Consider the following 22,183-nt stretch of genomic DNA (forward strand, 5'->3'; position numbering starts at 1 on the left):
TCCAACGGCAACCGGTAAAATGCCGGATTGCTTAAAAAATGTGCATCATGTCACGTGAATGGATTGCCAGCGTCACGGTTGCCGCCGTCATTGAACGCGGTGGCCGCTTTCTGCTGGTGGAAGAGGAAACGGCCGATGGCCTGCGCCTGAACCAGCCGGCGGGCCACCTGGAGCCCGGCGAGAGCCTGATTCGCGCCGTTGTCCGCGAAACGCTGGAAGAAACCGCCCACACGTTCGAGCCGCGCGCGCTGCTTGGCTGCTACATGAGCCGTGGCCGCTCGTCGCGCGACGGTGGCGATACCACCTATATTCGCTTCGGCTTCACGGGCGACCTGGGCTCGCTCGACGCCGGCCGCCAGCTCGATACCGGCATCGTCCGTACCGTCTGGATGACCGCCGAAGAACTGCGCGCCTGCGCCGATCGCCATCGCTCGCCGCTGGTCATGGCCTGCGTCGACGATTACCTGGCCGGCAAGCGCTTTGCGCTGGACCTGCTGCATACCCATCCCACCGCTATCGCCGGCGCCACCGACGCGGCCGTGGCCGCAGTGACGGGGCAGGCATCCGGTGCGGCGCCGGGTCCGACGTCGGGAGCGGCATTGTGAGTGGCAAGCGAGTGGTAGTGGGCATGTCGGGCGGCGTGGATTCGTCGGTCACGGCATGGCTGCTCAAGCAGCAGGGGTATGAGGTCATCGGCCTGTTCATGAAGAACTGGGAAGACGATGACGACAGCGAGTATTGCTCCACGCGCCAGGACTGGCTCGACGTGGCGTCCGTGGCCGACGTGATCGGCGTGGACGTGGAGGCCGTCAACTTCGCCGCCGAATACAAGGACCGCGTGTTCGCCGATTTTCTGCGCGAATACTCGGCCGGCCGCACGCCGAACCCCGACGTGCTCTGCAACGCGGAAATCAAGTTCAAGGCCTTTCTGGACCACGCGATGTCCCTGGGCGCCGAACTGATCGCCACGGGCCACTACGCCCGCGTGCGCCAGGCACCGGGCGGCAACTTCGAGCTGCTCAAGGCGTTCGACCATACCAAGGACCAGAGCTATTTTCTGCACCGCCTGAACCAGGCGCAGCTGTCGCGCACGATGTTCCCGCTGGGCGAAATCCCGAAGACCCGTGTGCGCGAGATCGCCGCCGAAATCGGCTTGCCCAATGCGAAGAAGAAGGACTCCACGGGCATCTGCTTTATCGGCGAACGCCCGTTCCGCGACTTCCTGAACCGCTACCTGCCGACCAAGCCGGGCCCGATGGTGACCGACGAAGGCAAGGTCGTCGGCCAACACATCGGCTTGGCGTTCTACACCCTGGGCCAGCGCAAGGGCATTGGCCTGGGCGGCAGCAAGGACGGCAGCGGCGACGCCTGGTACGTGGCGCGCAAGGACATGGCATCGAACACGCTCTACGTGGTGCAAGGCCACGACCACCCGTGGCTGCTGAAGCCCGAACTCGACGCAGCAGATTTGTCCTGGGTAGCCGGCGGACCCCCGGCCACCGGCGCAACGATGGCCGCCAAGACCCGGTACCGGCAGAGCGACGCCCCCTGCACGGTCGTCAAGGCCGAAGGCGATGCACTGCGGCTGTCGTTTGCCGAGGCACAGTGGGCGGTGACCCCTGGACAGTCGGCCGTGCTGTATGACGGGGAAGTTTGTTTGGGTGGCGGGATTATTCGGTAGGGACCATCGACAAACAAAAAGCGAGATAAGAAAAACGGCCGCATCAGCGGCCGTTTTCTCGTTCCTGTCTGGCGATCACGCCGCCGGCGGTGCCGTGTCGATGAACGACTGGCGTTTCTCGATCTTTTCCTGGAAGCCCACCAGGTTGGGGTACTGGTCGCGCCAGGCGATGTCCGGGAAGCGGAAGTCCAGGTACGCCAGCGCGCAGCCCACGGCCACGTCGGCCAGGGTGTAGTGGATGCCGGTGCACCACGGCTTGTCGGCCAGGCCCTTCGACATGGCGGCCAATGCGGCGTCGATCTTGCCGCGCTGGCGTGCCACCCAGCTTTCGCTGCGTTCGGCGGGCTGGCGCTGGGTGCTTTCCAGGCGAACCAGCAGGGCGGCGTCCAGCAGGCCATCGGCCAGTGCTTCCCAGCAGCGCACTTCCAGGCGCTCGCGGCTGCCCTGCGGAATCAGGCGGCTGACGGGCGACAGCGTGTCGGCGTACTCGGCAATCACGCGCGAATCGAAGACCGCGCCACCGTCTTCCATGATCAGGCACGGCACCTTGCCGAGCGGGTTGAACTGGCCAATCATGGTGTCGGGCGACCAGACGTTCTCCTCGATCATCTGATAGTCGATCTTCTTCTCCGCCAGCACCACGCGCACCTTGCGCGCATACGGGCTGGTCTGGGACGCATACAGCTTCATGTTCTCCCCTTGAGCTTGTTATGAAGTGCATCGGCGCTCGGTGGCACGTGGTGCGCTGGCAGGCGCGGCGGCGTGCCCGATGGACTTCATAACAGGCTATCGGATGGGCGAGCGCGAGTATACATGCGGAGTACCGGGAATGCGGCATCAATGCGGCCTTGCGCACGCTTTGGCTGTCGCTTCCACGGCGACCCGCACAAGCGCCATGGGGCGATGGTAAAATCCCGTGTTGCGCGTTTGGCGGCGCGGCAGCGTCCGCCGCCAAACCGGCCCTTGCATCGGCATGGCGATGCGGCGGATTCGTCGCATCTGGGCCTTGTCGCGTGGTTCCTTGCGCCCCCGCACGAACCTCCACATTCCTCTTTTCTCCCGGTTGCCAGCATGTCCACGTCTTCCCTTTCGCCGCTCACCGCCCTGTCTCCCATCGATGGCCGCTACGCCGCAAAGGCCGACGCGCTGCGCGAATGGCTGTCCGAGGCGGCCTTCATGCGCAACCGCGTGAAGGTAGAAGTCAACTGGCTGATTGCACTGGCCCAGGCCGGCCTGCCCGACGTGCCGAAGTTCTCGGCCGCTTCGGAAGCGAAGCTGCAGTCGCTGGTGGACAACTTCACCGAGGCCCACGCCGCCCGCATCAAGGAAATCGAAGCGGTCACCAACCACGACGTGAAGGCCGTCGAGTACTGGCTCAAGGAGCAGGTCAAGGGCAACGCCGAGCTGGAAGCCGCCAGCGAGTTCATCCACTTTGCCTGCACGTCGGAAGACATCAACAACACGTCGCACGGCATGATGCTCAAGGGCGCCCGTGACGGAGTGATCGTACCGACGCTCAAGCGCGTGCAGGCCCGCCTGGTGGAACTGGCCAAGCTCAACGCCACGCAGCCGATGCTGTCGCGCACGCACGGCCAGCCGGCTAGCCCGACCACGCTGGGCAAGGAACTGGCCAACGTGGCCGCCCGCCTGGCCCGCGCCATCGAGCGCGTGGAGCGCGTGGAACTGCTGGGCAAGATGAACGGCGCCGTCGGCAACTACAACGCGCACCTGTCGGCCTATCCGTCGTTCGACTGGGAATCGTTCTCGAAGCAGGTAATCGAGCAGCGCCTGGGCCTGACGTTCAACCCGTACACCATCCAGATCGAGCCGCACGACTACATGGCCGAGCTGTTCGACGCCGTGGCGCGCGCCAACACGATCCTGCTGGACCTGAACCGCGACGTGTGGGGCTACATCGCGCTGGGCTACTTCAAGCAGAAGACGAAGGCCGGTGAAATTGGCTCTTCGACGATGCCGCACAAGGTCAACCCGATCGATTTCGAGAATTCGGAAGGCAACGTCGGCCTGGCCAACGCCGTGCTGCGTCACCTGTCGGAAAAGCTGCCAGTTTCGCGCTGGCAGCGTGACCTGACCGATTCCACCGTGCTGCGCAACATGGGCGTGGCCTTTGGCTACAGCCTGCTGGCCTACGAGGCCTGCCTGCGCGGTCTGGGCAAGCTGGAAACCAACCCCGAGCGCCTGAACGAAGACCTGGACAACTGCTGGGAAGTGCTGGCCGAGCCGGTGCAGACCGTGATGCGCCGCTTTGGCGTGCCCAACCCGTACGAGCAACTGAAGGAACTGACGCGCGGTAAGGGCATTTCGCGCGAGGCGCTGCAGACGTTCGTGCAGGGCTTGGCGATTCCCGACGACGCCAAGAAGCTGCTGCTGGAAATGACCCCGGCGAGCTATATCGGCAAGGCCGTGGAACTGGCCAACCGCATCTGATTGCCGCCATGGGCGCCGCGATCGACGTCGGCGTCGGCGTCGCAAGGTAACAGAGGTAATAGAGGTAACAGCAAAGGGCTGACCCCGTGGGGTCGGCCCTTTTTGTTTGCCTCGCAAGTTGCGAAAGAAATTACCTGGCTGATACCAGCGGTCAGTGCCACGTGGCGCCCGGCGGCGGTACGATCAGTTCCCGGGAGCCGGGTGCGACATCTCGACACATCAAATGATTTGAATAACTTCATGAAGTTCAGCGCTTCCAACGCACAGCTGGTCACCTAATAATGCGAGAATTGGCAGCGAATGACCGGGCCGCTAGTGCAACAGACTGTCTTGGCGCCGACATAGCAGAATAAGTAATAAAGATCGAAGGGATTGACTGACATGGGTTTCAAAGCATCCGGGCCGGGGGGGCAGGCGACGTACACTGCCACCGCCATCGGCCTGCACTGGCTGATCGCCTTCGGCATCTTTGCCGCGTTCGGGCTGGGCCTGTACATGACGGGCATTCCGGGCCTGACGCCGACCAAGCTCAAGCTGTTCTCGTGGCACAAGTGGCTGGGCGTGACGATTTTCGTGGTGGCCGTGCTGCGGGTGCTCTGGCGCGCCACCCATGCCGCCCCGCCCGTGGCACCCGGCACGCCGGCCTGGCAGGCCAAGGCCGCCGCCGCCGCGCACCATCTGCTGTACCTGCTGATCCTGATCGTGCCGATCACCGGCTATCTCTACAGTTCGGCCGCCGGCGTGCCCGTGGTGTACCTGGGCCTGTGGAAGCTGCCGCCGCTGATCGAGGCCAGCGACACGCTGAAGCCGATCCTGAAGTTCGCCCATATCTGGCTGAACTACTTCATGGCCACGATCGTGGTGGTGCATGCCGCCGCCGCCATCAAGCACCAGGTGGTGGATCGCGACGGCACGCTGGGTCGCATGATCCCGTTCCTGCGCTGATTCGCCAACGTACCGCAACCGCTTTGCCTGACCAACCGGCCGTGATGGCCAGTCACCACTGGAGTCTCAGATGAAACGCATGTCCCGTCCCGGCACGATCTTCGTGGCGGCTGCCCTGGCAACGGCTGGCCTGGCCGCAAACCTGGCGTGGGCCCAGATCGACGCTGCAAAGAGCGCGGTCACGGCCACCGCCAAGCAGATTGGCGTGCCGATGGAAGGCAAATTCAAGAAGTTCGACGCCACCCTCGACTTCGATCCGGCCAAACTGGCCACGTCGTCGGCCAAGGTCGAGATCGACGTGTCCACCTTCGAGATCGGCGATGCCGAGACCACGAAGGAAGTGAAGGGCAAGGACTGGTTCGACGCCGGCAAGTATCCGAAGGCCGTGTTCCAGTCGACCAGCATCAAGGCCGGCGCCGCCGGCAAGTACGACGTGGCCGGCAAGCTGACCATCAAGGGCAAGACCGTCGACGTGACCGTGCCCGCCACGTACAAGCAGGAAAACGGCAGCCAGGTGTTCGACGGCGTGCTGCCGATCAAGCGCACCACGTTCAACATCGGTGACGGCGAGTGGAAGGACACTTCCGTCGTGGCCGATGAAGTCCAGATCAAGTTCCATCTTGTGACCCCGGCAAAGAAGGGCTGAGGCGGGTTTGTCCCGCTCACAGCTCCTTGGCCGTTTTTTTACCGACCTTCCTCTCCAACTTCTTGACGGGAGACTCAACATGAAAATTCGTACCCTGATCGCCGCCGTTGCGGCAGCCTCCGCCGCCCTCGCTGCCGGCACCGCCATGGCCAACGCGTCGACGTACAACATCGATCCGACTCACACGTACCCGAGCTTCGAGGCCGACCACCTGGGCGGCCTGTCGAAGTGGCGCGGCAAGTTCGACAAGTCCAGCGGCGTGGTGACGCTGGACCGCGCGGCCAAGGCCGGCACCGTCGACATTAAGATCGACGCCGCTTCGATCGACTTCGGCAACAACAAGCTGAACGAGCATGCCAAGAGCCCGGAAATGTTCGACGTGCAGGCCTTCCCGGATGCCACGTACAAGGGCAAGTTCTCGAAGTTCAAGGGCGACGTGCCGACCGAAGTGGATGGCGTGCTGACGCTGCGCGGCGTGTCGAAGCCGGTCAAGCTGGAGATCAAGGAATTCAAGTGCATCCAGCACCCGATGCTCAAGCGTGAGGCTTGCGGCGCCGACGCCGTGGCCCAGTTCAATCGTGCCGACTTCGGCATCGACTACGGCGCCAAGTACGGCTTCAAGCAGGACGTGACCCTGGCCATCCAGGTGGAAGCGGTCAAGGCCGACTGATCACGGTACGACACACTTCTGGCGGAAGTTGCGCCAGTGGGGAAATTGTCATTTCTCCAATACATGGTGGAAGAATGAGCCAGCAGCGTTGCTGGCTCATTTTTTTTGTGGTTTGCATACCCCCCTTCATTCAGCAGGTGGACTGTTGTACGGTTCAGAATTGCCACAGTACAATGGTTCGCCGCAGTCCCACCCTCAGGGGCGGCGTTCGCCCCGGTCTCCGCCGGCTGGCGCGCTCGTCCCGCAAACAGGTCACGCGCATCGATATGAGCATTGGCTGCATTCCCTGATTGGTAGCTTCGCCGCAAGACCCTTGCCTTGAGCTGTACCCGGCCGACGCCCGCGGGCGCCGTGGCCCGCAGCGTTTCTCGGATTTCCCTGGCGCGATACCGTGTACTCCAAAACGCAAATCGATCCGGTAGTTAGCTTCCGCAACTCGCAGGGCGAGCAGGTGCGGGGCACGATCATCAATCTCCAGCGCAAGTCGCTGGTGATGGAAATCTACAATCCCTACTCGATTGTCCAGGTCAGCGAAGTATTGAGCGAGCTGAGCGTGCGCATGGGCGCGAAGAACGCGTACCTGGGCAAGGCCGTGGTCATGAGCCTGGTGAACACCGGCCTGACGGCTGTGGTGTCGCTGACGCTGATCGACGAGTGGCGCGAACTCACCGACGTGAACGATGCACCGAAATCGGTCGCACGCGAAGCCGAGACGTTCGTGCAGGATTGGGACACGCGCTTCAACATCCGCCGCGACTACCAGATCGTGGTCAACGAGATGCGCGCGTATCTGTCGGAAGTGTCGCGCTGGGTCGAGCAGGTGGACCTGACCGAATCGCTGCCCAAGAAGGAAGGGCGATTGCGCGAGGACGTGTTCTACGAACTGGCCACGCCGCTGATGGGCAAGGTGAAGACTTACCTCGACTGGCTCGAGGACGAGGCCCAGCGCGTGGACCAGGAGCTGGCGCCGGTGCATCGCACCTATGCCCAGGCGGCACTGCATCCGTTGCTGCTGCGTGCGCCGTTCGTATATCGCACCTTCACGAAGCCGCTCGGCTACGCGGGCGACTACGAGATGGTGAACCAGATCCTGAGCGATCCGCAGCAGGGCCCCACCACCTACTTCCAGATCGTCAACACGGCCTTTCTGAAGGCGGCGGTGGCCACGGCGCACCGCAACCGGATCGACCTGCTGGTGGACTACCTGACCCGCCAGGCCGAACGGGCGCGCGCCGAAGGCCGCCAGTTCCGCGTGCTCAACGTGGGCTGCGGGCCGGCGTTCGAGATCCAGCGGTTCGTGCGCGAGTACCCGAATCCCGAGTTGCTGTCGTTCCAACTGGTCGATTTCAGCGAGGAAACGCTGGGCTACACGCGGGCGTCTGTCGAGCGTGCGGCCGCCGGGGCGGGCCACAAGGTATCGGTCGAGATGGTGCACCAGTCGGTGCACGACCTGCTCAAGCGCCGCATTGCCGCGGACGACCCGAGCGTGCGCGAGTTCGATGCCGTCTATTGCGCCGGGCTGTTCGACTATTTGTCCGACAAGGTCTGTGCGCGCCTGCTCCAGTATTTCGCCTCGCGCTCGAAGCCGGACGGGCAGCTGCTGGTCACCAATGTCCACTCGGACAATCCCGAGAAATTCGGGATGGAACACCTGCTCGAGTGGTATCTGATTTATCGCGACGAGGCCGGGATGTCCTCGCTTTTGCCGGAGAACTCGCATGCCCACCGACTCTATGTCGATGAAACCGGCGTCAATGTCTTCGCCGAAGCCACTATCCGCTGAGCTTTTGGACGCCGAGGACGCGGCCCCCCCCGCCAAGGTCATGAGCTCGAATCAACTTTACGCCGGATACCAGTCCGAGCTGGCCGATTTCCGCCTGGCGTTCAGCCGCGGGGGTGCCTACACGGCCATCGCGCTCGTGCTGCTGGGCGTGGGGCTGGACTACGGCCAATATCCGCACTTCCAGTTGCCGTTTGCGATTGCGCGCGTGGTGGTCTCGCTGATGATCGCGGGCGTCATCGTGGCGCTGTACAGCCAGGCCGGCCGGCGCTTTGCGCCTTGGCTGACCATGACGTGGCTGCTACTGCCGCAGATCATGATTGCCTGGATGATCTCGCGTACCGAAGGCGTCGAGTCGCCGTACTACGTGGGCCTGAACCTGGCGATCTTTGCGTCGGGCATCGCGTTGCCGTTCGGGCTCTGGCAAAACCTGGTGTTCGGCATCCTGTCGTACGTGCTCTACGCAGCCGCGTGCCTGTTGCACTCCGGTGGCGTCGAACCGATGGGCACATTTATCGTCAATTCGCTATTTCTGCTGTTTGCCGCGGCGGCCAGCGGCGTGTACACGTTCTTCAATGAACGTGCGCGCTTCATGCTGTTCCGCCTGAAGGCCGAGGTGGCCGACAAGAACACGGAGCTGGAAGTCATCAATCGCAAGCTGGTCGACATAAAGGGCCAGATGCTGCAACAGGAAAAGATGGCGGCCATCGGTACGCTGGCGGCTGGCCTGCTGCACGAGGTCAACAATCCGGTGAACTTCTGCTTGATGGCCATCGAGGTAGCGATGGAGGAGCCGGCGGCCAAGTCGGAGCCGATGCTGGAGGAATGCCTGGTCGACGCCAAGCAGGGCATGCAGCGTATCCAGCATATCGTGTCCGACCTGAAGACATTTGCCTACCGCAAGCCTGGCGCCGAAGTGGAAGGCACGCCGTTCCTGTTCGAGAAAGCCCTCGATTCGTCGCAGCGGCTGACCGCGCACGAACTGCGCGGCGTCAAGATGACGCGGGAAATGCCCGACGATACGCTTGTGATGGGCGATGAAGCAGCCATCATTGGCGTTCTGATCAATCTGTTCTCGAACGCTGCGCTGGCCATGCGCAAGGTGAGCACCAAGGACCCGGCCATCCATACGACCGTGCGCTGGCAGGACAAGCGCCTGCACGTGACCGTCAAGGACAACGGCCCGGGCATTGCCGCCGAGCACCTGGCGCGCGTGTTTGAACCGTTTTTTACCACGCGCGAGGTGGGGCAGGGGTTGGGTCTCGGGTTGTCGATCAGCTATGCGGTGATCGAGCGACACGAAGGCGTGCTGTTTGCCGAGAGCGAAGTGGGCCACTGGGCTGCTTTCAGCTTCGACCTGCCGCGTGCGGAGTAATGCTGTCATGACTGATACCACGCAGACGCGCCCCACCATTCTCTACGTCGATGACGAGGAGATGGCCTGCAAGTATTTCGCGCGCGCCGTGGGTAGCGAATACGAAGTGCTGTCGGCCAACGGGGCCGACCAGGCGGTTGGCATCCTGCGCGCGCACCATGCGCGGATTTCGGTACTGGTGACCGACTTCCGCATGCCCGGCCGCGACGGCGGCGACCTGCTGCGCCAGGTGGCTCAGGAATATCCGCAGATCGTGCGCATCCTGGTCACGGCCTATGCCGACAAGGACATGCTGCTGGAGACCGTCAATTCCGGCGAGGTGTTCCGCATCCTGGAAAAGCCGATTGGCGTGGCCGATGTACGCGAGATCCTGCGGCTGGCGGGCGACCGCTTCCGCGAGCGCGCGGTACGCCAGCAGCGGCTCATGGCCATCGACGAGACGCTGGCCTTCCTGGCGCACGAACTGAACACGCCGCTGGCGGCCATCGCCAATTTCGCGCTCGGGATCGGGTCGCGGGTCGACGGCGAGTACAGCGAGCAGCGCCAGCAGGAAATTGGCCGGGCGGCCAGTGCGATGCACGACAACGCCCAGTATTGCCTGGCGGTGCTGTCGTCGTTTCTCCAGTCGGTGCGCAACAGTGCGGGCGGCGCGGCGCCGAAGCCGGGCGCCGGGCAGGAAGTCAGCGCGGGTGCGTTGGTGGCGTCGCTGCTGGATGCCTATCCTTTTGCCGATAACCAGCGTAGCTGGGTGCAGGTGGAACTGGAGGGCGATTTTCCGGTGCCCACGCTGCCCAACTGCGTGGCGCTGGTGTTGTCGTCGGTCATGAGCAATGCGTTGCGCGCGCTGGTCGATGTGGATGCCCCGTCGCTGCGCTTCGTGGTGGTGGCGGGCGAGCGCCCGGAGATCCGCATTGCCGACAACGGCCCGGGCATCCCGCCCGAGATCATGGGACGCCTGCTGGTGGACCCGGTGACCACGCACGCGTCGGCGGGCGGCAGCGGGATGGGCATGATCTTCTGCAATCGCGTGATGCAGTCGTTTGGCGGCGGCATCCGGATTGCGTCGGCGTCCGGCGCGGGCACCACCGTAACCCTCGATTTCCCCAATTTCAAGAATCGTATGCACAGGAGTGATCGATGACCGAACCGAATACCACGCAGGCACCCCCGGCGATTCTGTTCGTCGACGACGAAGCGACTGCGGTCAAGTATTTCCAGCGAGCCATTGGCCAGCTGGCGCCGGTGGTGACCGGCCAGTCCGTGGAAGAAGGCAAGGCCATGCTGGACGCCCATGCCGACAGCCTAGCCGTGCTGGTTTCAGACCAGCGCATGCCAGGCGAGTACGGCAATGAACTGCTGCGCTATGCGCGCGAGCGCTATCCGCATATCGTGCGCATCCTGACCACGGCCTATTCCGAGCTCGACCAGACCGTCGAGGCGGTAAATCAGGGTCAGATCCATCGCTATATCAAGAAGCCATGGGACATTACCGCGCTGCGCATGGAACTGAAGCAGGCGCTGGAACTGTCCGGGCTGCGCAGGGAACGCGACCAGCTGGTGCGCGAAAAGCTGATGGTGCTGCAGAAGCAGACCGTGGCTTCGCGCGTGGGCATGATCCATGCGCTGTGCGCCAGCCTGATTGGCCCGGGCCGCTTCCAGCCTGTGGAGACCTATCTGTCCGGTACCCATCTGGCCGGGGCGCAGAACGCCGAGCCCGACTGGCAACGCCTGGACTACGCGGATCTGGTGGGGGCGGAAAGCCAGCGCAGCGGGTCGTTTGGCCATGCCGTGAGCATCAGGCTCGCGCAATTGCGCGCGTCGGGCCGTGGCGCGGGCGATGCCCCGACGGTATTGACCGAAGCGCTGGGCGCGTCGGTGCGGCGCGACGGCGAAGTGGTGACGTGGATCACGCTTGCAACGCTGAACGAGTTTGTTTCCAAGCCGGTTGGCGAGGCCGTGTCCGACGAGCATGCGGGCTGGCTGGCCACGCTGCTGTGGCTGGAAGAAGCCGGCGGCGCGCTGCAACTGGTGCGCGAGGGCGACGCCATCACGGCGCGTGCCGGTGTGCGTGCCGAATCGTTCGCGTCGGACCGGCTCGCGGTGTGGATCGAGGAACTGACGGAAGCATAGGCGTGGCTTGCTCCGCTTTCCCATTGCATGGGAGAGCAAAGCGAGTCGGACCAATGAAAAAGGCACCCGAAGGTGCCTTTTTCTTTTGCCGCGTGGCCGTCAGGCCTGCGCCCCGAAGTTGGGGTCGTTGCGGTCGGTGGCGTCGCCTTTCTTGTCGCCCTTGACCAGGTCTTCGCGCTTCACGCCCAGCCACATGGCCAGCGCCGCGGCCACGAACACCGACGAGTAGATACCGAACAGGATACCCACGGTCAGGGCCAGCGCGAAGTAGTGCAGCGTGGGGCCGCCGAAGAAGAACATCGACAGCACCATCATTTCGGTCGAGCCGTGGGTGATGATGGTCCGCGACATCGTGCTGGTAATCGCGTGGTCGATCACCTCGTGCGTGCTCATCTTGCGGTACTTGCGGAAGGCCTCGCGGATCCGGTCGAAAATCACCACCGACTCGTTCACGGAGTAGCCCAGCACCGCCAGGATGGCCGCCAGCACCGACAGCGAGAATTCCCACTGGAAGAACGCGAAAAAGCCCAGGATGATGACCACGTCGTGCAGGTTGGCGATGATGCCGGCCACCGCAAACTTCCACTCGAAGCGGAACGACAGGTAGATCACGATACCGGCCACCACGCACAGCAGCGCCAGCAGGCCGTCTGTAGCCAGCTCCTTGCCCACCTGCGGGCCCACGAACTCCACGCGCTGCAGTTTCACGTCAGGCGTGGCTGCCGTCAGGGCACCCATCACCTGTTCGCTTTGCTGCGCCGAGGTCACGGGCTTGCCGTCCGGACCCTTCTGCAGCGGCAGGCGGATCATCACGTCGCGCGAGGTGCCGAAGTTCTGCACTTGCACGTCGGTGTAGCCGAGCTTGCTGACCTGGCCGCGGATCTTCTCCAGATCGGCGGTCTGCTGGTAGTTGACCTCCATCACCGTGCCGCCCGTGAATTCGATCGACAGGTGCAGGCCCTTGTGCCAGAGGAAGAAAACAGCGGCGGCAAACGTCAGGAAGGACACCACGTTGAAGATCAACGCGTGCTTCATGAACGGAATGTCGCGCTTGATGCGGAAAAATTCCATGATGTGTTCCTGGTGTGTCCTGGCTTACTTGACGGCCGGGGTGTCGGCGTCCGGCTTCCAGACCTGGCCGATGGCCAGGCTCTGCAGTTTCTTCTTGCGGCCATACCAGAGGTTGACCAGACCGCGGTTGAAGAACACCGCCGAGAACATCGACGTCAGAATACCCAGGCAGTGAACCACGGCGAAGCCGCGGACCGGGCCCGAGCCAAAGGCCAGCAGCGCCAGGCCGGCGATCAGCGTGGTCACGTTCGAGTCCAGGATGGTGGCCCAGGCGCGGTCGAAGCCAATGGCGATGGCCATCTGCGGCGACGCGCCGGCGCGCAGTTCCTCGCGGATCCGCTCGTTGATCAGCACGTTCGCGTCGATGGCCATGCCGAGCACCAGCGCGATAGCGGCAATGCCGGGCAGCGTCAGCGTGGCCTGCAGCATCGACAGCACCGCGATCAGCAGCAGCAGGTTGATGCCGAGTGCGAACACCGAAAACACGCCGAACAGCATGTAGTACAGGACCATGAACGCCGCGATGGCGGCAAAGCCGTAGGCCACCGAATCGAAGCCCTTCTGGATGTTGTCGGCACCCAGCGACGGGCCGATCGTGCGTTCCTCGATGATTTCCATCGGGGCGGCCAGCGAACCGGCGCGCAGCAGCAGGGCCAGGTCATTGGCCGCCTCGGTCGAGTACGAGCCGGTGATCTGGAAGCTGGAACCGAGTTCCGACTGGATCGTGGCCACGGTCAGCACTTCGCCCTTGCCCTTCTCGAACAGCACGATGCCCATCGGCTTGCCGATGTTCTCGCGCGACACATCGCGCAGCACGCGGCCGCCCTGGGCGTCGAGCTTGATGTTCACGGACGGGCGCTGGTTCTGGTCGAAGCCGGCCGACGCGCTTTCAATGCGGTCGCCGGTGAAGATCACCTGCTTGCGCAGCATGACCGGAGCGCCGTTGCCTTGCGTGAACAGCTCGTCGCCAAACGGCACGGGGTCGCCCGGACGCGGGTTGCGCACGGCCGGATCGGCCAGGCGGGCTTCCAGCGTGGCGGTGCGGCCGATGATGTCCTTGGCCTTGGCGGTGTCCTGCACGCCCGGCAGCTGCACGACGATACGGTCGGAGCCCTGCTGCTGGATGACGGGCTCGGCCACGCCGAGTTCGTTCACGCGATTGTGCAGCGTGGTGATGTTCTGCTTGACCGCGGCGTCCTGAACCGCCTTGCGGGCGGCATCGGTGAACACGCCCACGACGTTGGTGCCGTCGATCGAGAAGGCCAGTTCGCGCAGGTTGTCGGCCAGGATGCTGCGTGCACGGTTGGCGTCGTCGGCGGTGCTGAAGCGCACGGTCAGGCGGTCGCCGTCGCGCTCGATGCCGCCGTGGCGCACGTTCTTGTCGCGCAGCAGCGTGCGGGCGTCGCCAGACAGGCTGTCGAGCTTCTTGTCGACGGCGCCCTTCATGTCTACCTGCAGCAGGAAGTGCACGCCACCGCGCAAGTCCAGGCCCAGGTACATCGGCAGCGCGTGCAGCGCGGTCAGCCAGCGCGGCGAGCCCGACAGCAGGTTCAGCGCCACCACGTACGTGGGGTCGTTGGCGTCGGGGTTGAGCGAGCGGGACAGCACGTCCTTGGCCTTGAGCTGCTCGTCGGTGGTGCGGAAGCGCGCCTTGACCGAGCCCGATTGCCCTGCCACGTCATAGAAGATGCCGTCCGGCTGCAGCTGGTTCTGCGCCAGGATTTCCTCCACATGCTTCTGCATGGACAGGTCGACCTTGACAGTGGCCTTGGCCGACGATACCTGGACAGCGGGGGCCTCGCCGAAGAAGTTCGGCAAGGTGTAGGTGATACCGATGGCGAGGGCCACCAGGATCACGATGTATTTCCAAAGCGGATAGCGATTCATCTTTGGCCAGTCATTGCAGTTGGCATGCCGACAAGTCGCGCACGAGGCGCGCCGGTTCGGCGGGACCGGTTGGCAAACAGCCGCCTGGCAGCGCTGTCACGGTTCAGCAAGAACCGTGGAGGCTGGTGCAGGCGGCTGCGCAGGGCAGGGTCGGCGGAGCGTCTGGCGCCACACGACACCTGCCAGGATCAGGCTGGGAAGACCGTCCGGGCTCAGAGCGACTTCAGCGAGCCCTTCGGCAGCACGGTGGTCACGGCGTTCTTCTGCACGGTGATTTCCGTGCCTTCGGCCACTTCCAGCGTCACGTAGTTCTCGTTGACCTTGACCACACGGCCCAGGATACCGCCGGCGGTCACGACTTCGTCGTTCTTTGCCAGGGCTTCCAGCATAGCCTTCGATTCCTTCTGGCGCTTCATCTGAGGGCGGATCATGATGAACCACAGCACCGCGAACATCAGGATGATCGGCAGGAAGCTCATCAGGCCACCAGCCGCGCCGCCGACACCGGCGGTCTGCGCAAAAGCGTTCGAAATCAGCACGTTACTTCTCCGTCACAAAGGTCAATCAGGGAATCGGGCATTCTATCACCCGGTTGTTGTCCCGCCTTGGCATTCTAGGGCGAATTACGGGTTTGTTCGGGGTGCTTTAAAAGTACTTTGCGTACGTTGCAGAAAACACCCCGACGGCGTCCGTTGCGGGCAGTTATTCGACCAGCAGGCCGCCAAAAGTTCGGCTGCCTGTCTGGTTTTCAGAACATTCTCTATTTGGTGCCGCGGGCGCGGTTTTCGGCGAACTGGCGGCGGAACGCCTCGAAGCGGTGTTCCTCGATGGCCTTGCGCATCTCGCGCATCAGTTCCAGGTAGTAATAGAGGTTGTGGATCGTGTTCAGGCGTGCGCCCAGGATCTCGCCCACGCGGTGCAGGTGGTGCAGGTAGGCGCGCGAGAAGTTGCGGCAAGTGTAGCAGCCGCACTGTTCGTCCAGCGGGCGCGGGTCGTTGCGATGTGCCGCGTTGCGGATCTTGACGTCGCCAAACCGCGTGAACAGCCAGCCGTTGCGGGCATTGCGCGTGGGCATGACGCAGTCGAACATGTCCACGCCATGCGCCACGCCGGCCACCAGGTCTTCCGGCGTGCCCACGCCCATCAGGTAGTGCGGCTTGTGGGCCGGAAGGCGCGGGCCTACGTGCTCGAGCACGCGCATCATGTCTTCCTTGGGCTCGCCCACGGACAGGCCGCCGATGGCGTAACCGTGGAAGTCCAGTTCGGACAGCCCGGCCAGCGATTCGTCGCGCAGGTCCTCGAACATGCCGCCCTGGACGATGCCGAACAGCGCGTTCGGGTTGGCCAGGCGGTCGAATTCGTCGCGCGAACGCTTGGCCCAGCGCAGGCTCATACGCATCGAGCGGGCGGCTTCGTCATGCGTGGCCGGGCGACCGTCGATCTCGTAGGGCGTGCATTCGTCGAACTGCATGACGATGTCCGAGTTCAGCGTGCGCTGGATCTGCATCGAGATCTCGGGCGACAGGAACAGCTTGTCGCCATTCACCGGCGACGCGAACGTGACGCCTTCTTCGGTGATCTTGCGCAGTTCACCAAGCGAAAACACCTGAAAACCACCCGAATCGGTCAGGATCGGCTTGTCCCAGCCAATGAACTTGTGCAGGCCGTCGTGGGTGTCCACCACGTCCAGGCCCGGGCGCAGCCACAGGTGGAACGTGTTGCCCAGGATGATCTCGGCGCCGATCTCGTTCAGTTCCAGCGGCGACATCGCCTTGACCGATCCGTACGTGCCCACGGGCATGAAGATTGGCGTTTCCACTACACCGTGGTTCAGCGTGACGCGGCCACGGCGCGCGTTGCCATCGGTGGTCAGCAGTTCAAAGTTGAGCATGTTCGGTTCTCGAAATCGGTCGGTCGCGCCGGTCAGTCGCGGCGGGTCAGCAGCATGGCGTCGCCGTAGCTGAAGAAGCGGTAGCGTTGTGCCACGGCATGGCGGTAGGCGGCGCGGATCGCTTCCACGCCGGCCAGCGCGGATACCAGCATCAGCAGCGTCGACTTGGGCAGGTGGAAGTTCGTGATCAGCGCGTCCACGGCGCGGAAACGGTAGCCGGGGGTGATGAAGATGTCGGTGTCGCCAGTGCCGGCGCGCAGCGTGCCGTCCGCGTCGGCGGCCGATTCCAGCGCCCGCAGCGACGTGGTGCCCACGGCGATCACGCGGCCGCCACGGGCGCGCGTGTCGCGTACCGCATCGGCCAGTTCCGGGGTGACGGCGTACCACTCCGAGTGCATCTTGTGGTCGGACAAGTCCTCGGTGCGCACCGGCTGGAAGGTGCCGGCGCCCACGTGCAGCGTCAGGAAGGCGCGGCGGATGCCGGTCGCGTCGAGCCGCGCGAACAGCGCATCGTCGAAATGCAGACCGGCCGTGGGTGCGGCCACGGCGCCGGGGTTACGCGCGTACACGGTCTGATAGCGCGTTTCATCATAGGCGTCGGGATCGTGCGTGATGTACGGCGGCAGCGGCAGGCGGCCATAGCGTTCGATCAGGTCGAGCGCGGGTTCCGGAAAGCGCAGCGTGAAGAACTGGTCCACGCGGGGGCCCACGGTGACCGTGAAGGCCCCATCGGCCAGATGCAGCGGGCTGCCTTCGGCCGGCGTCTTCGACGCGCGGACCTGGGCCAGCACGGTGTGGCTGTCCACCACGCGTTCGACCAGCACCTCGATGCGGCCACCGCTGGGCTTCTGGCCGAAAAAGCGCGCCTTGATCACACGCGTGTCGTTGAAGACCAGCAGATCGTTGGAGCTCAGGTATTCGAGGATGTCGCTGAACGCGCGGTCCACCAGCCGCACCGCGTCGGCGGTGTCTTCGGGGGCTGTCCGCTCCACCACCAGCAGGCGGCTGGCGCTGCGGTCGGGCAGGGCAGACTGCGCGATCAGGTCGGGCGGCAGCGGGAAATCGAAATCGGACAGGGTCAGCATTGCGGTTCAGCGGGTATTCGGAGGGCAAAGCGCCAGGCAATACGCGAGCCGGGCAGCACTCCGGAACGAAGTGCCGCCGCAGGCATCGGTACGTCATGGGTACAATCGGCGAATCCGACATTGTAAGGCTTGGGCGCCCGGCTTCGCCCGATGCCCGCTTGTGACCCCTATATTCCCGCGCTGATGCCAGGCACCGCCACCGACCCGATCGACGATCCTGCCCCGACGGCCGCCCAGTCCACCCCGTCCACCCCGCCTGGCGACAAGCCGGCGCGGCGCGGCGCGGCCAAGGCCGAAGCCAGGGCAGAGGCCAAAGCCGGCGCCAAAGCCGGCGACAAGGCCAAGCCGTCGTCGGCCGTGGCCCGATTGGCCAAGCTGGGCCTGAGGCGTCCGGTCGACCTGGTGTTGCACCTGCCGCTGCGCTACGAGGACGAAACCACGCTGGAGCCGATCCGCGACGCCATTCATCGCGCGGGCATGGGCCTGGCCGCCCAGGTGGAAGGCGAGGTGGTGTCGAACGAGGTGACGTTCCGACCGCGCCGCCAGCTGGTGGTGAAGATCGCCGACGAAACGGGCGAACTGACGCTGCGCTTCATCAATTTCTACGGCAGCCAGACCAAGCAGATGGCCGAAGGCGTGCGGCTGCGCGTCCGAGGCGAGATTCGCGGCGGCTTCTTTGGCGCGGAGATGGTCCATCCCTCGGTACGGCCGATTACGCCCGACGAACCGCTGCCGGACCGCCTGACGCCGGTCTACCCGGCCACGGCCGGCATTTCGCAGGGCTATCTGCGCAAGGCCATCGGCGGGGCGATGTCGCGCACGCCAATGCCGGAGACCTTGCCGCAGGCCATCCTGCGCGGGCCGCTGGCGCCGCTGAAGCTGACGCCGCTGATCGACTGCCTGCGCCTGCTGCATAACCCGCCACCACAGGAAAGCGAGGCCGCGCTGGCCGATCGCTCGCATCCGGCCTGGGTCCGCATCAAGTTTGACGAACTGCTGGCGCAGCAGATCTCGCTGCGCCGCTCGCAGGCCGCGCGCAAGGAAAAGAACGCACCGCCGATGCCGCGCCGCGCCGACGGCCTGCTGACGCGCTTCCTGGCGGCGCTGCCGTTCAGGCTGACCGGCGCGCAGCAGCGCGTGGTGGAGGAAATCGCCGCCGACATGGCGCTGCCGCACCCGATGCACCGCCTGCTGCAGGGCGACGTGGGCAGCGGCAAGACCATCGTGGCCGCGCTGGCCGCCTGCCAGGCCATCGATGCCGGCTTCCAGGCCGCGCTGATGGCGCCGACCGAAATCCTGGCGGAGCAACACTACCGCAAGCTGTCTGCCTGGCTGGAGCCGCTGGGCGTGCCCGTGGCATGGTTGGCCGGCAGCCTCAAGACCCGCGCCAAGCGCGAAGCCGTGGCGCGGGCTGAATCGGGCGAAGCCCGGCTGGTGATCGGCACGCACGCGCTGATCCAGGACGGTGTGAAGTTCGCCAACCTGGGTTTGGCCGTGGTCGACGAGCAGCACCGCTTTGGCGTGGCGCAGCGGCTGGCACTGCGCGGAAAGGCGGGCGAAGGCGATCCGCCGACGCCCGTCGACGAGAAAGTGGCGCACCAGTTGATGATGTCGGCCACCCCGATTCCCCGCACGCTGGCGATGACGTACTACGCCGACCTCGACGTGTCGGTGATCGACGAATTGCCGCCGGGCCGCACCCCGATCGTGACGCGCCTGGTCAACGATGCGCGCCGTGACGAGGTGATCGAGCGCGTGCATCACGCGGCCGCCGAAGGGCGCCAGGTCTACTGGGTGTGTCCGCTGATCGAGGAAAGCGAGGCGCTGCAGCTGCAGACCGCCGTGGAAACCTTCGAGACGCTGGTGGCCGCGCTGCCCGACCTGCGCGTGGGGCTGGTGCATGGCCGCCTGCCGCCTGCCGCGAAGGCGGCCGTGATGGACGATTTCAGCGCCAACCGCCTGCAGGTGCTGGTGGCGACCACCGTGATCGAAGTGGGCGTGGACGTCCCCAACGCATCGCTGATGGTGATCGAGCATGCCGAGCGCTTCGGTCTGGCGCAGTTGCACCAGCTGCGCGGACGCGTGGGACGCGGCAGCGCGGAATCGGTCTGTCTGCTGATGTACCAGGCGCCGTTGTCGCCGACGGCGCGTGAACGCCTGGCGACGATGCGCGAGACCACCGATGGCTTCGAGATCGCCCGGCGAGACCTGCAGATCCGCGGGCCGGGCGAGTTCCTGGGCGCGCGGCAGTCGGGCGAGGCCATGTTGCGCTTTGCCGATCTGGAAACCGATGCCTGGCTGGTCGACTATGCCCAGGAGGCCGCCGAACAGATGCTGGAGCGGTTTCCAGAGGCGGTTGAAGCACATTTGTTGCGCTGGCTGGGCGGGCGCGAGCACTTTCTGAAGGCGTAGACGCTGTCAGGCGGAGTCGTCTGATGGGTCAGTAAAAGTGGTGCATGGCTGACATTGCTTCGACGATCTGACAGACGACGCAATCGAAGCTAAAATCTATCGCCTAACCGGATTTGATTAATCATGACGCTCACCGAACTCAAGTACATCGTCGCCGTAGCGCGCGAGCGCCATTTCGGCCGGGCGGCCGAGGCGTGCTTCGTTTCGCAGCCGACGCTGTCGGTTGCCATCAAGAAGCTGGAAGACGAGCTCACCGTGCAGATTTTCGAGCGCGGCACGTCCGAGGTGTCGGTGACGGCCATCGGCGAACAGATCGTGGCGCAGGCCCAGCGCGTGCTGGAACAGACCATGGCAATTCGTGAAATCGCCAAGCAGGGCAAGGATCCGCTGGCCGGTCCGCTGCGCGTGGGCGTCATCTACACGATCGGGCCGTACCTGCTGCCGGCGCTGGTCAAGCAGATGATCGACACCGTGCCGCAGATGCCGCTGATGCTGCAGGAAAACTACACGAACAAGCTGATCGAACTGCTCAAGCAGGGTGAAATCGACTGCGCGATCATGGCCGAGCCGTTCCCGGATTCGGGCCTGATGGTGCGTCCGCTCTATGACGAGCCGTTCGTGGTGGCCGTGCCGCGCGGACACAAGCTGGCCGAGCAGACCAAGGTGGACCCCGACGAACTGAAGCAGCAGACCATGCTGCTGCTGGGCAGCGGCCATTGTTTCCGCGACCACGTGCTGGGCGTGTGTCCGGAGCTATCGCGCTTCTCGCAGGCGGCGGACGGCATCCAGAAGACGTTCGAGGGTTCGTCGCTCGAGACCATTCGCCATATGGTGGCCAGCGGCGTGGGCATCACGGTGCTGCCGCGCACGTCGGTGCCCGATCTCAAGCCGCGCAACGACATGCTGTCCTATGTGCCGTTTGCCGATCCCGTGCCCGACCGTCGCGTGGTGCTGGCCTGGCGCAAGAGCTTTACGCGCCTGCCCGCCATGGAGGCGCTGGCCAACGCGGTGACGGCCTGTGACCTGCCCGGGGTGCACAGGATCAACAGCACGCCGGCCGAGGAAGCCGTGGCCGCCTGATCCGGCACCTGGACGACGCGATTTTTTGAACGGCAGGGGCGACCCTGCCGTTTTGCTTTGAGCGTCGCAATCTCCACATTCATACCAGATCCCATATGCAAGACATGGATATAGCAATCGCCTATTCAATAGTTTGAAATTATCAAATAGTCACATCGATAGCACGCGAATAGACTTATTCCATCGGTCGCAGGGCACACCAGGCGGATGTGCCGGACCCTTGGAACAGATGTGGAGAATCGTCATGGCAATGCTGAATCTTTTTGTGAGCGAATTCCGGCAGTTGAAGTCCGACGCGGCGCGGGATGGCGATGCCGGACGGCTGCACCGCAAGGTGGTGCGCAAGGAAATCGGCATGGCCGTGGTTGCGCTGGGGGCGATGGTCATGTTCCTCGATGCCGCGCAGGGGCTGTCCGTCCTTGTGACTTGAACCTGATACGATAATGGCCGCTGTTCGTCCGTGTAGCGCGGGCGGTCGATCCTCGTGGCCAGACCAGAATGGAGCTTAGAAAAATGGCAAAGAAGAATGAGATGAGCGTGAACATCGGTATTTCGGACAAGGACCGCAAGAAGATCGCGGAAGGCCTGAGCAAGCTGCTGGCTGACACCTACACCCTCTATCTCAAGACCCACAACTTCCACTGGAACGTGACGGGCCCGATGTTCAACACGCTGCATACCATGTTCGAGACGCAGTACACCGAACTGGCGCTGGCGGTTGACGCGATTGCCGAACGGATTCGCGCGCTGGGCTACCCGGCACCGGGTACCTACAAGGAATACGCGAAACTGTCGTCGATCGCCGAGGAAGAGGGCGTGCCCGAGGCCACCGAGATGATTCGCAAGCTCGTGGAAGGCCAGGAGGCCGTGGTGCGCACCGCGCGTTCGCTGTTTGCCGTGATCGACGCCGCGGGCGACGAGCCGTCGGCAGACCTGCTGACCCAGCGCATGCAGACGCACGAGAAGACGGCGTGGATGCTGCGCTCGCTGCTGGCCTGATTCCGGCCATGCCACACACCGGGTGAACCGGTACGACGCGCCTCGGCATGCCGGGGCGCGTTTTTGCTTTGTATTGCCCGAAG

Annotated in this window: 20 protein-coding genes; 14 read left to right on the top strand and 6 right to left on the bottom strand. The window is 64.3% G+C overall.

Annotated elements, in window-relative coordinates:
- Positions 1–47 precede the first annotated feature (47 nt).
- Together CYJ10_RS06630 and mnmA are read left to right on the top strand one after the other, a co-directional pair.
- The gene (locus CYJ10_RS06630) at positions 48–605 is read left to right on the top strand and encodes an NUDIX hydrolase (RefSeq protein WP_374703233.1); all 558 of its coding nucleotides are present in this window, start codon (positions 48–50) and stop codon (positions 603–605) included.
- Positions 602–1,681 carry a tRNA 2-thiouridine(34) synthase MnmA gene (mnmA, locus tag CYJ10_RS06635; protein ID WP_101680713.1) on the top strand — a complete coding sequence of 360 codons (1,080 nt, stop codon included), beginning with the start codon at positions 602–604 and terminating at the stop codon, positions 1,679–1,681. The genes CYJ10_RS06630 and mnmA overlap by 4 nt, the downstream gene beginning before the upstream one ends.
- A gap of 75 nt (positions 1,682–1,756) precedes the next feature.
- Here mnmA and CYJ10_RS06640 read toward each other — a convergent pair whose 3' ends face one another.
- On the bottom strand, positions 1,757–2,371 hold the full coding sequence (locus CYJ10_RS06640) for a glutathione S-transferase C-terminal domain-containing protein (RefSeq protein WP_101680714.1): 615 nt from the start codon (positions 2,369–2,371) through the stop codon (positions 1,757–1,759).
- A gap of 381 nt (positions 2,372–2,752) precedes the next feature.
- On the opposite strand from CYJ10_RS06640, the gene purB reads away from it, so the two are divergent.
- The 8 genes from purB (at position 2,753) to CYJ10_RS06680 (ending at position 11,675) form a co-directional block, all read left to right on the top strand.
- Complete coding sequence (gene purB, locus CYJ10_RS06645) at positions 2,753–4,129, top strand: adenylosuccinate lyase (RefSeq protein WP_101680715.1); 1,377 nt, start codon at positions 2,753–2,755, stop codon at positions 4,127–4,129.
- 381 nt (positions 4,130–4,510) lie between these two features.
- Positions 4,511–5,074: a cytochrome b gene (locus CYJ10_RS06650; protein ID WP_101680716.1), complete on the top strand. Its 564-nt coding sequence runs from the start codon at positions 4,511–4,513 to the stop codon at positions 5,072–5,074.
- A gap of 70 nt (positions 5,075–5,144) precedes the next feature.
- Entirely contained in the window at positions 5,145–5,720 is a 576-nt protein-coding gene (locus tag CYJ10_RS06655; protein ID WP_101680717.1) for a YceI family protein, read from the top strand.
- Positions 5,721–5,799: 79 nt separating this feature from the next.
- Positions 5,800–6,390 (top strand): YceI family protein, encoded by a 591-nt coding sequence (locus CYJ10_RS06660; protein ID WP_101680718.1) that lies wholly within the window; start codon positions 5,800–5,802, stop codon positions 6,388–6,390.
- A 391-nt stretch (positions 6,391–6,781) separates the two neighbouring features.
- Entirely contained in the window at positions 6,782–8,173 is a 1,392-nt protein-coding gene (locus tag CYJ10_RS06665) for a class I SAM-dependent methyltransferase (protein WP_101680719.1), read from the top strand.
- Positions 8,174–8,213: 40 nt separating this feature from the next.
- Positions 8,214–9,545, top strand: coding sequence for a sensor histidine kinase (locus CYJ10_RS06670; protein ID WP_101680720.1), 1,332 nt, complete (start codon positions 8,214–8,216; stop codon positions 9,543–9,545).
- Positions 9,546–9,552: 7 nt separating this feature from the next.
- Positions 9,553–10,686 carry a hybrid sensor histidine kinase/response regulator gene (locus CYJ10_RS06675; protein ID WP_101680721.1) on the top strand — a complete coding sequence of 378 codons (1,134 nt, stop codon included), beginning with the start codon at positions 9,553–9,555 and terminating at the stop codon, positions 10,684–10,686.
- Complete coding sequence (locus CYJ10_RS06680; RefSeq protein WP_101680722.1) at positions 10,683–11,675, top strand: response regulator; 993 nt, start codon at positions 10,683–10,685, stop codon at positions 11,673–11,675. Before CYJ10_RS06675 ends, CYJ10_RS06680 begins: the two co-directional genes overlap by 4 nt.
- Positions 11,676–11,774: 99 nt before the next feature.
- On the opposite strand, the gene secF is transcribed toward CYJ10_RS06680, so the two are convergent.
- The 5 genes from secF to queA all read right to left on the bottom strand — a co-directional run bounded on the left by secF (position 11,775) and on the right by queA (position 17,609).
- Entirely contained in the window at positions 11,775–12,746 is a 972-nt protein-coding gene (gene secF / locus CYJ10_RS06685) for a protein translocase subunit SecF (protein WP_101680723.1), read from the bottom strand.
- A 24-nt stretch (positions 12,747–12,770) separates the two neighbouring features.
- Positions 12,771–14,633, bottom strand: a complete 1,863-nt coding sequence (gene secD / locus CYJ10_RS06690) for a protein translocase subunit SecD (RefSeq protein WP_101680724.1) — start codon at positions 14,631–14,633, stop codon at positions 12,771–12,773.
- Positions 14,634–14,845: 212 nt separating this feature from the next.
- Positions 14,846–15,172, bottom strand: coding sequence for a preprotein translocase subunit YajC (yajC, locus tag CYJ10_RS06695; RefSeq protein ID WP_101680725.1), 327 nt, complete (start codon positions 15,170–15,172; stop codon positions 14,846–14,848).
- A 221-nt stretch (positions 15,173–15,393) separates the two neighbouring features.
- Positions 15,394–16,524 (bottom strand): tRNA guanosine(34) transglycosylase Tgt, encoded by a 1,131-nt coding sequence (gene tgt, locus CYJ10_RS06700; RefSeq protein ID WP_101680726.1) that lies wholly within the window; start codon positions 16,522–16,524, stop codon positions 15,394–15,396.
- A 32-nt stretch (positions 16,525–16,556) separates the two neighbouring features.
- Complete coding sequence (queA, locus tag CYJ10_RS06705; RefSeq protein ID WP_101680727.1) at positions 16,557–17,609, bottom strand: tRNA preQ1(34) S-adenosylmethionine ribosyltransferase-isomerase QueA; 1,053 nt, start codon at positions 17,607–17,609, stop codon at positions 16,557–16,559.
- A 183-nt stretch (positions 17,610–17,792) separates the two neighbouring features.
- On the opposite strand from queA, the gene recG reads away from it, so the two are divergent.
- From recG to CYJ10_RS06725, 4 genes are all read left to right on the top strand, one after another.
- A complete protein-coding gene (gene recG / locus CYJ10_RS06710) occupies positions 17,793–20,021 on the top strand; it encodes an ATP-dependent DNA helicase RecG (protein ID WP_101681055.1) in 2,229 nt (742 codons plus the stop codon).
- Between the two features lie 123 nt (positions 20,022–20,144).
- Positions 20,145–21,101, top strand: coding sequence for a LysR substrate-binding domain-containing protein (locus CYJ10_RS06715; RefSeq protein WP_101680728.1), 957 nt, complete (start codon positions 20,145–20,147; stop codon positions 21,099–21,101).
- A 244-nt stretch (positions 21,102–21,345) separates the two neighbouring features.
- On the top strand, positions 21,346–21,531 hold the full coding sequence (locus tag CYJ10_RS06720; protein WP_101680729.1) for a hypothetical protein: 186 nt from the start codon (positions 21,346–21,348) through the stop codon (positions 21,529–21,531).
- A gap of 83 nt (positions 21,532–21,614) precedes the next feature.
- Positions 21,615–22,100, top strand: coding sequence for a Dps family protein (locus CYJ10_RS06725; protein ID WP_066732182.1), 486 nt, complete (start codon positions 21,615–21,617; stop codon positions 22,098–22,100).
- The last annotated feature ends 83 nt before the right edge of the window (positions 22,101–22,183 follow it).

Origin of the sequence: Cupriavidus pauculus, from assembly GCF_002858765.1 — a bacterium.
GTDB lineage: Bacteria > Pseudomonadota > Gammaproteobacteria > Burkholderiales > Burkholderiaceae > Cupriavidus > Cupriavidus pauculus_B.

Coding starts and splice junctions, on each gene's coding strand:
- CYJ10_RS06630 (WP_374703233.1), top strand. CDS start 48: ATGTCACGTGAATGGATTGCCAGCGTCACGGTTGCCGCCGTCATTGAA.
- CYJ10_RS06640 (WP_101680714.1), bottom strand. CDS start 2,371: ATGAAGCTGTATGCGTCCCAGACCAGCCCGTATGCGCGCAAGGTGCGC.
- purB (WP_101680715.1), top strand. CDS start 2,753: ATGTCCACGTCTTCCCTTTCGCCGCTCACCGCCCTGTCTCCCATCGAT.
- CYJ10_RS06650 (WP_101680716.1), top strand. CDS start 4,511: ATGGGTTTCAAAGCATCCGGGCCGGGGGGGCAGGCGACGTACACTGCC.
- CYJ10_RS06655 (WP_101680717.1), top strand. CDS start 5,145: ATGAAACGCATGTCCCGTCCCGGCACGATCTTCGTGGCGGCTGCCCTG.
- CYJ10_RS06660 (WP_101680718.1), top strand. CDS start 5,800: ATGAAAATTCGTACCCTGATCGCCGCCGTTGCGGCAGCCTCCGCCGCC.
- CYJ10_RS06670 (WP_101680720.1), top strand. CDS start 8,214: ATGAGCTCGAATCAACTTTACGCCGGATACCAGTCCGAGCTGGCCGAT.
- CYJ10_RS06675 (WP_101680721.1), top strand. CDS start 9,553: ATGACTGATACCACGCAGACGCGCCCCACCATTCTCTACGTCGATGAC.
- CYJ10_RS06680 (WP_101680722.1), top strand. CDS start 10,683: ATGACCGAACCGAATACCACGCAGGCACCCCCGGCGATTCTGTTCGTC.
- secF (WP_101680723.1), bottom strand. CDS start 12,746: ATGGAATTTTTCCGCATCAAGCGCGACATTCCGTTCATGAAGCACGCG.
- secD (WP_101680724.1), bottom strand. CDS start 14,633: ATGAATCGCTATCCGCTTTGGAAATACATCGTGATCCTGGTGGCCCTC.
- tgt (WP_101680726.1), bottom strand. CDS start 16,524: ATGCTCAACTTTGAACTGCTGACCACCGATGGCAACGCGCGCCGTGGC.
- queA (WP_101680727.1), bottom strand. CDS start 17,609: ATGCTGACCCTGTCCGATTTCGATTTCCCGCTGCCGCCCGACCTGATC.
- recG (WP_101681055.1), top strand. CDS start 17,793: ATGCCAGGCACCGCCACCGACCCGATCGACGATCCTGCCCCGACGGCC.
- CYJ10_RS06715 (WP_101680728.1), top strand. CDS start 20,145: ATGACGCTCACCGAACTCAAGTACATCGTCGCCGTAGCGCGCGAGCGC.
- CYJ10_RS06720 (WP_101680729.1), top strand. CDS start 21,346: ATGGCAATGCTGAATCTTTTTGTGAGCGAATTCCGGCAGTTGAAGTCC.
- CYJ10_RS06725 (WP_066732182.1), top strand. CDS start 21,615: ATGGCAAAGAAGAATGAGATGAGCGTGAACATCGGTATTTCGGACAAG.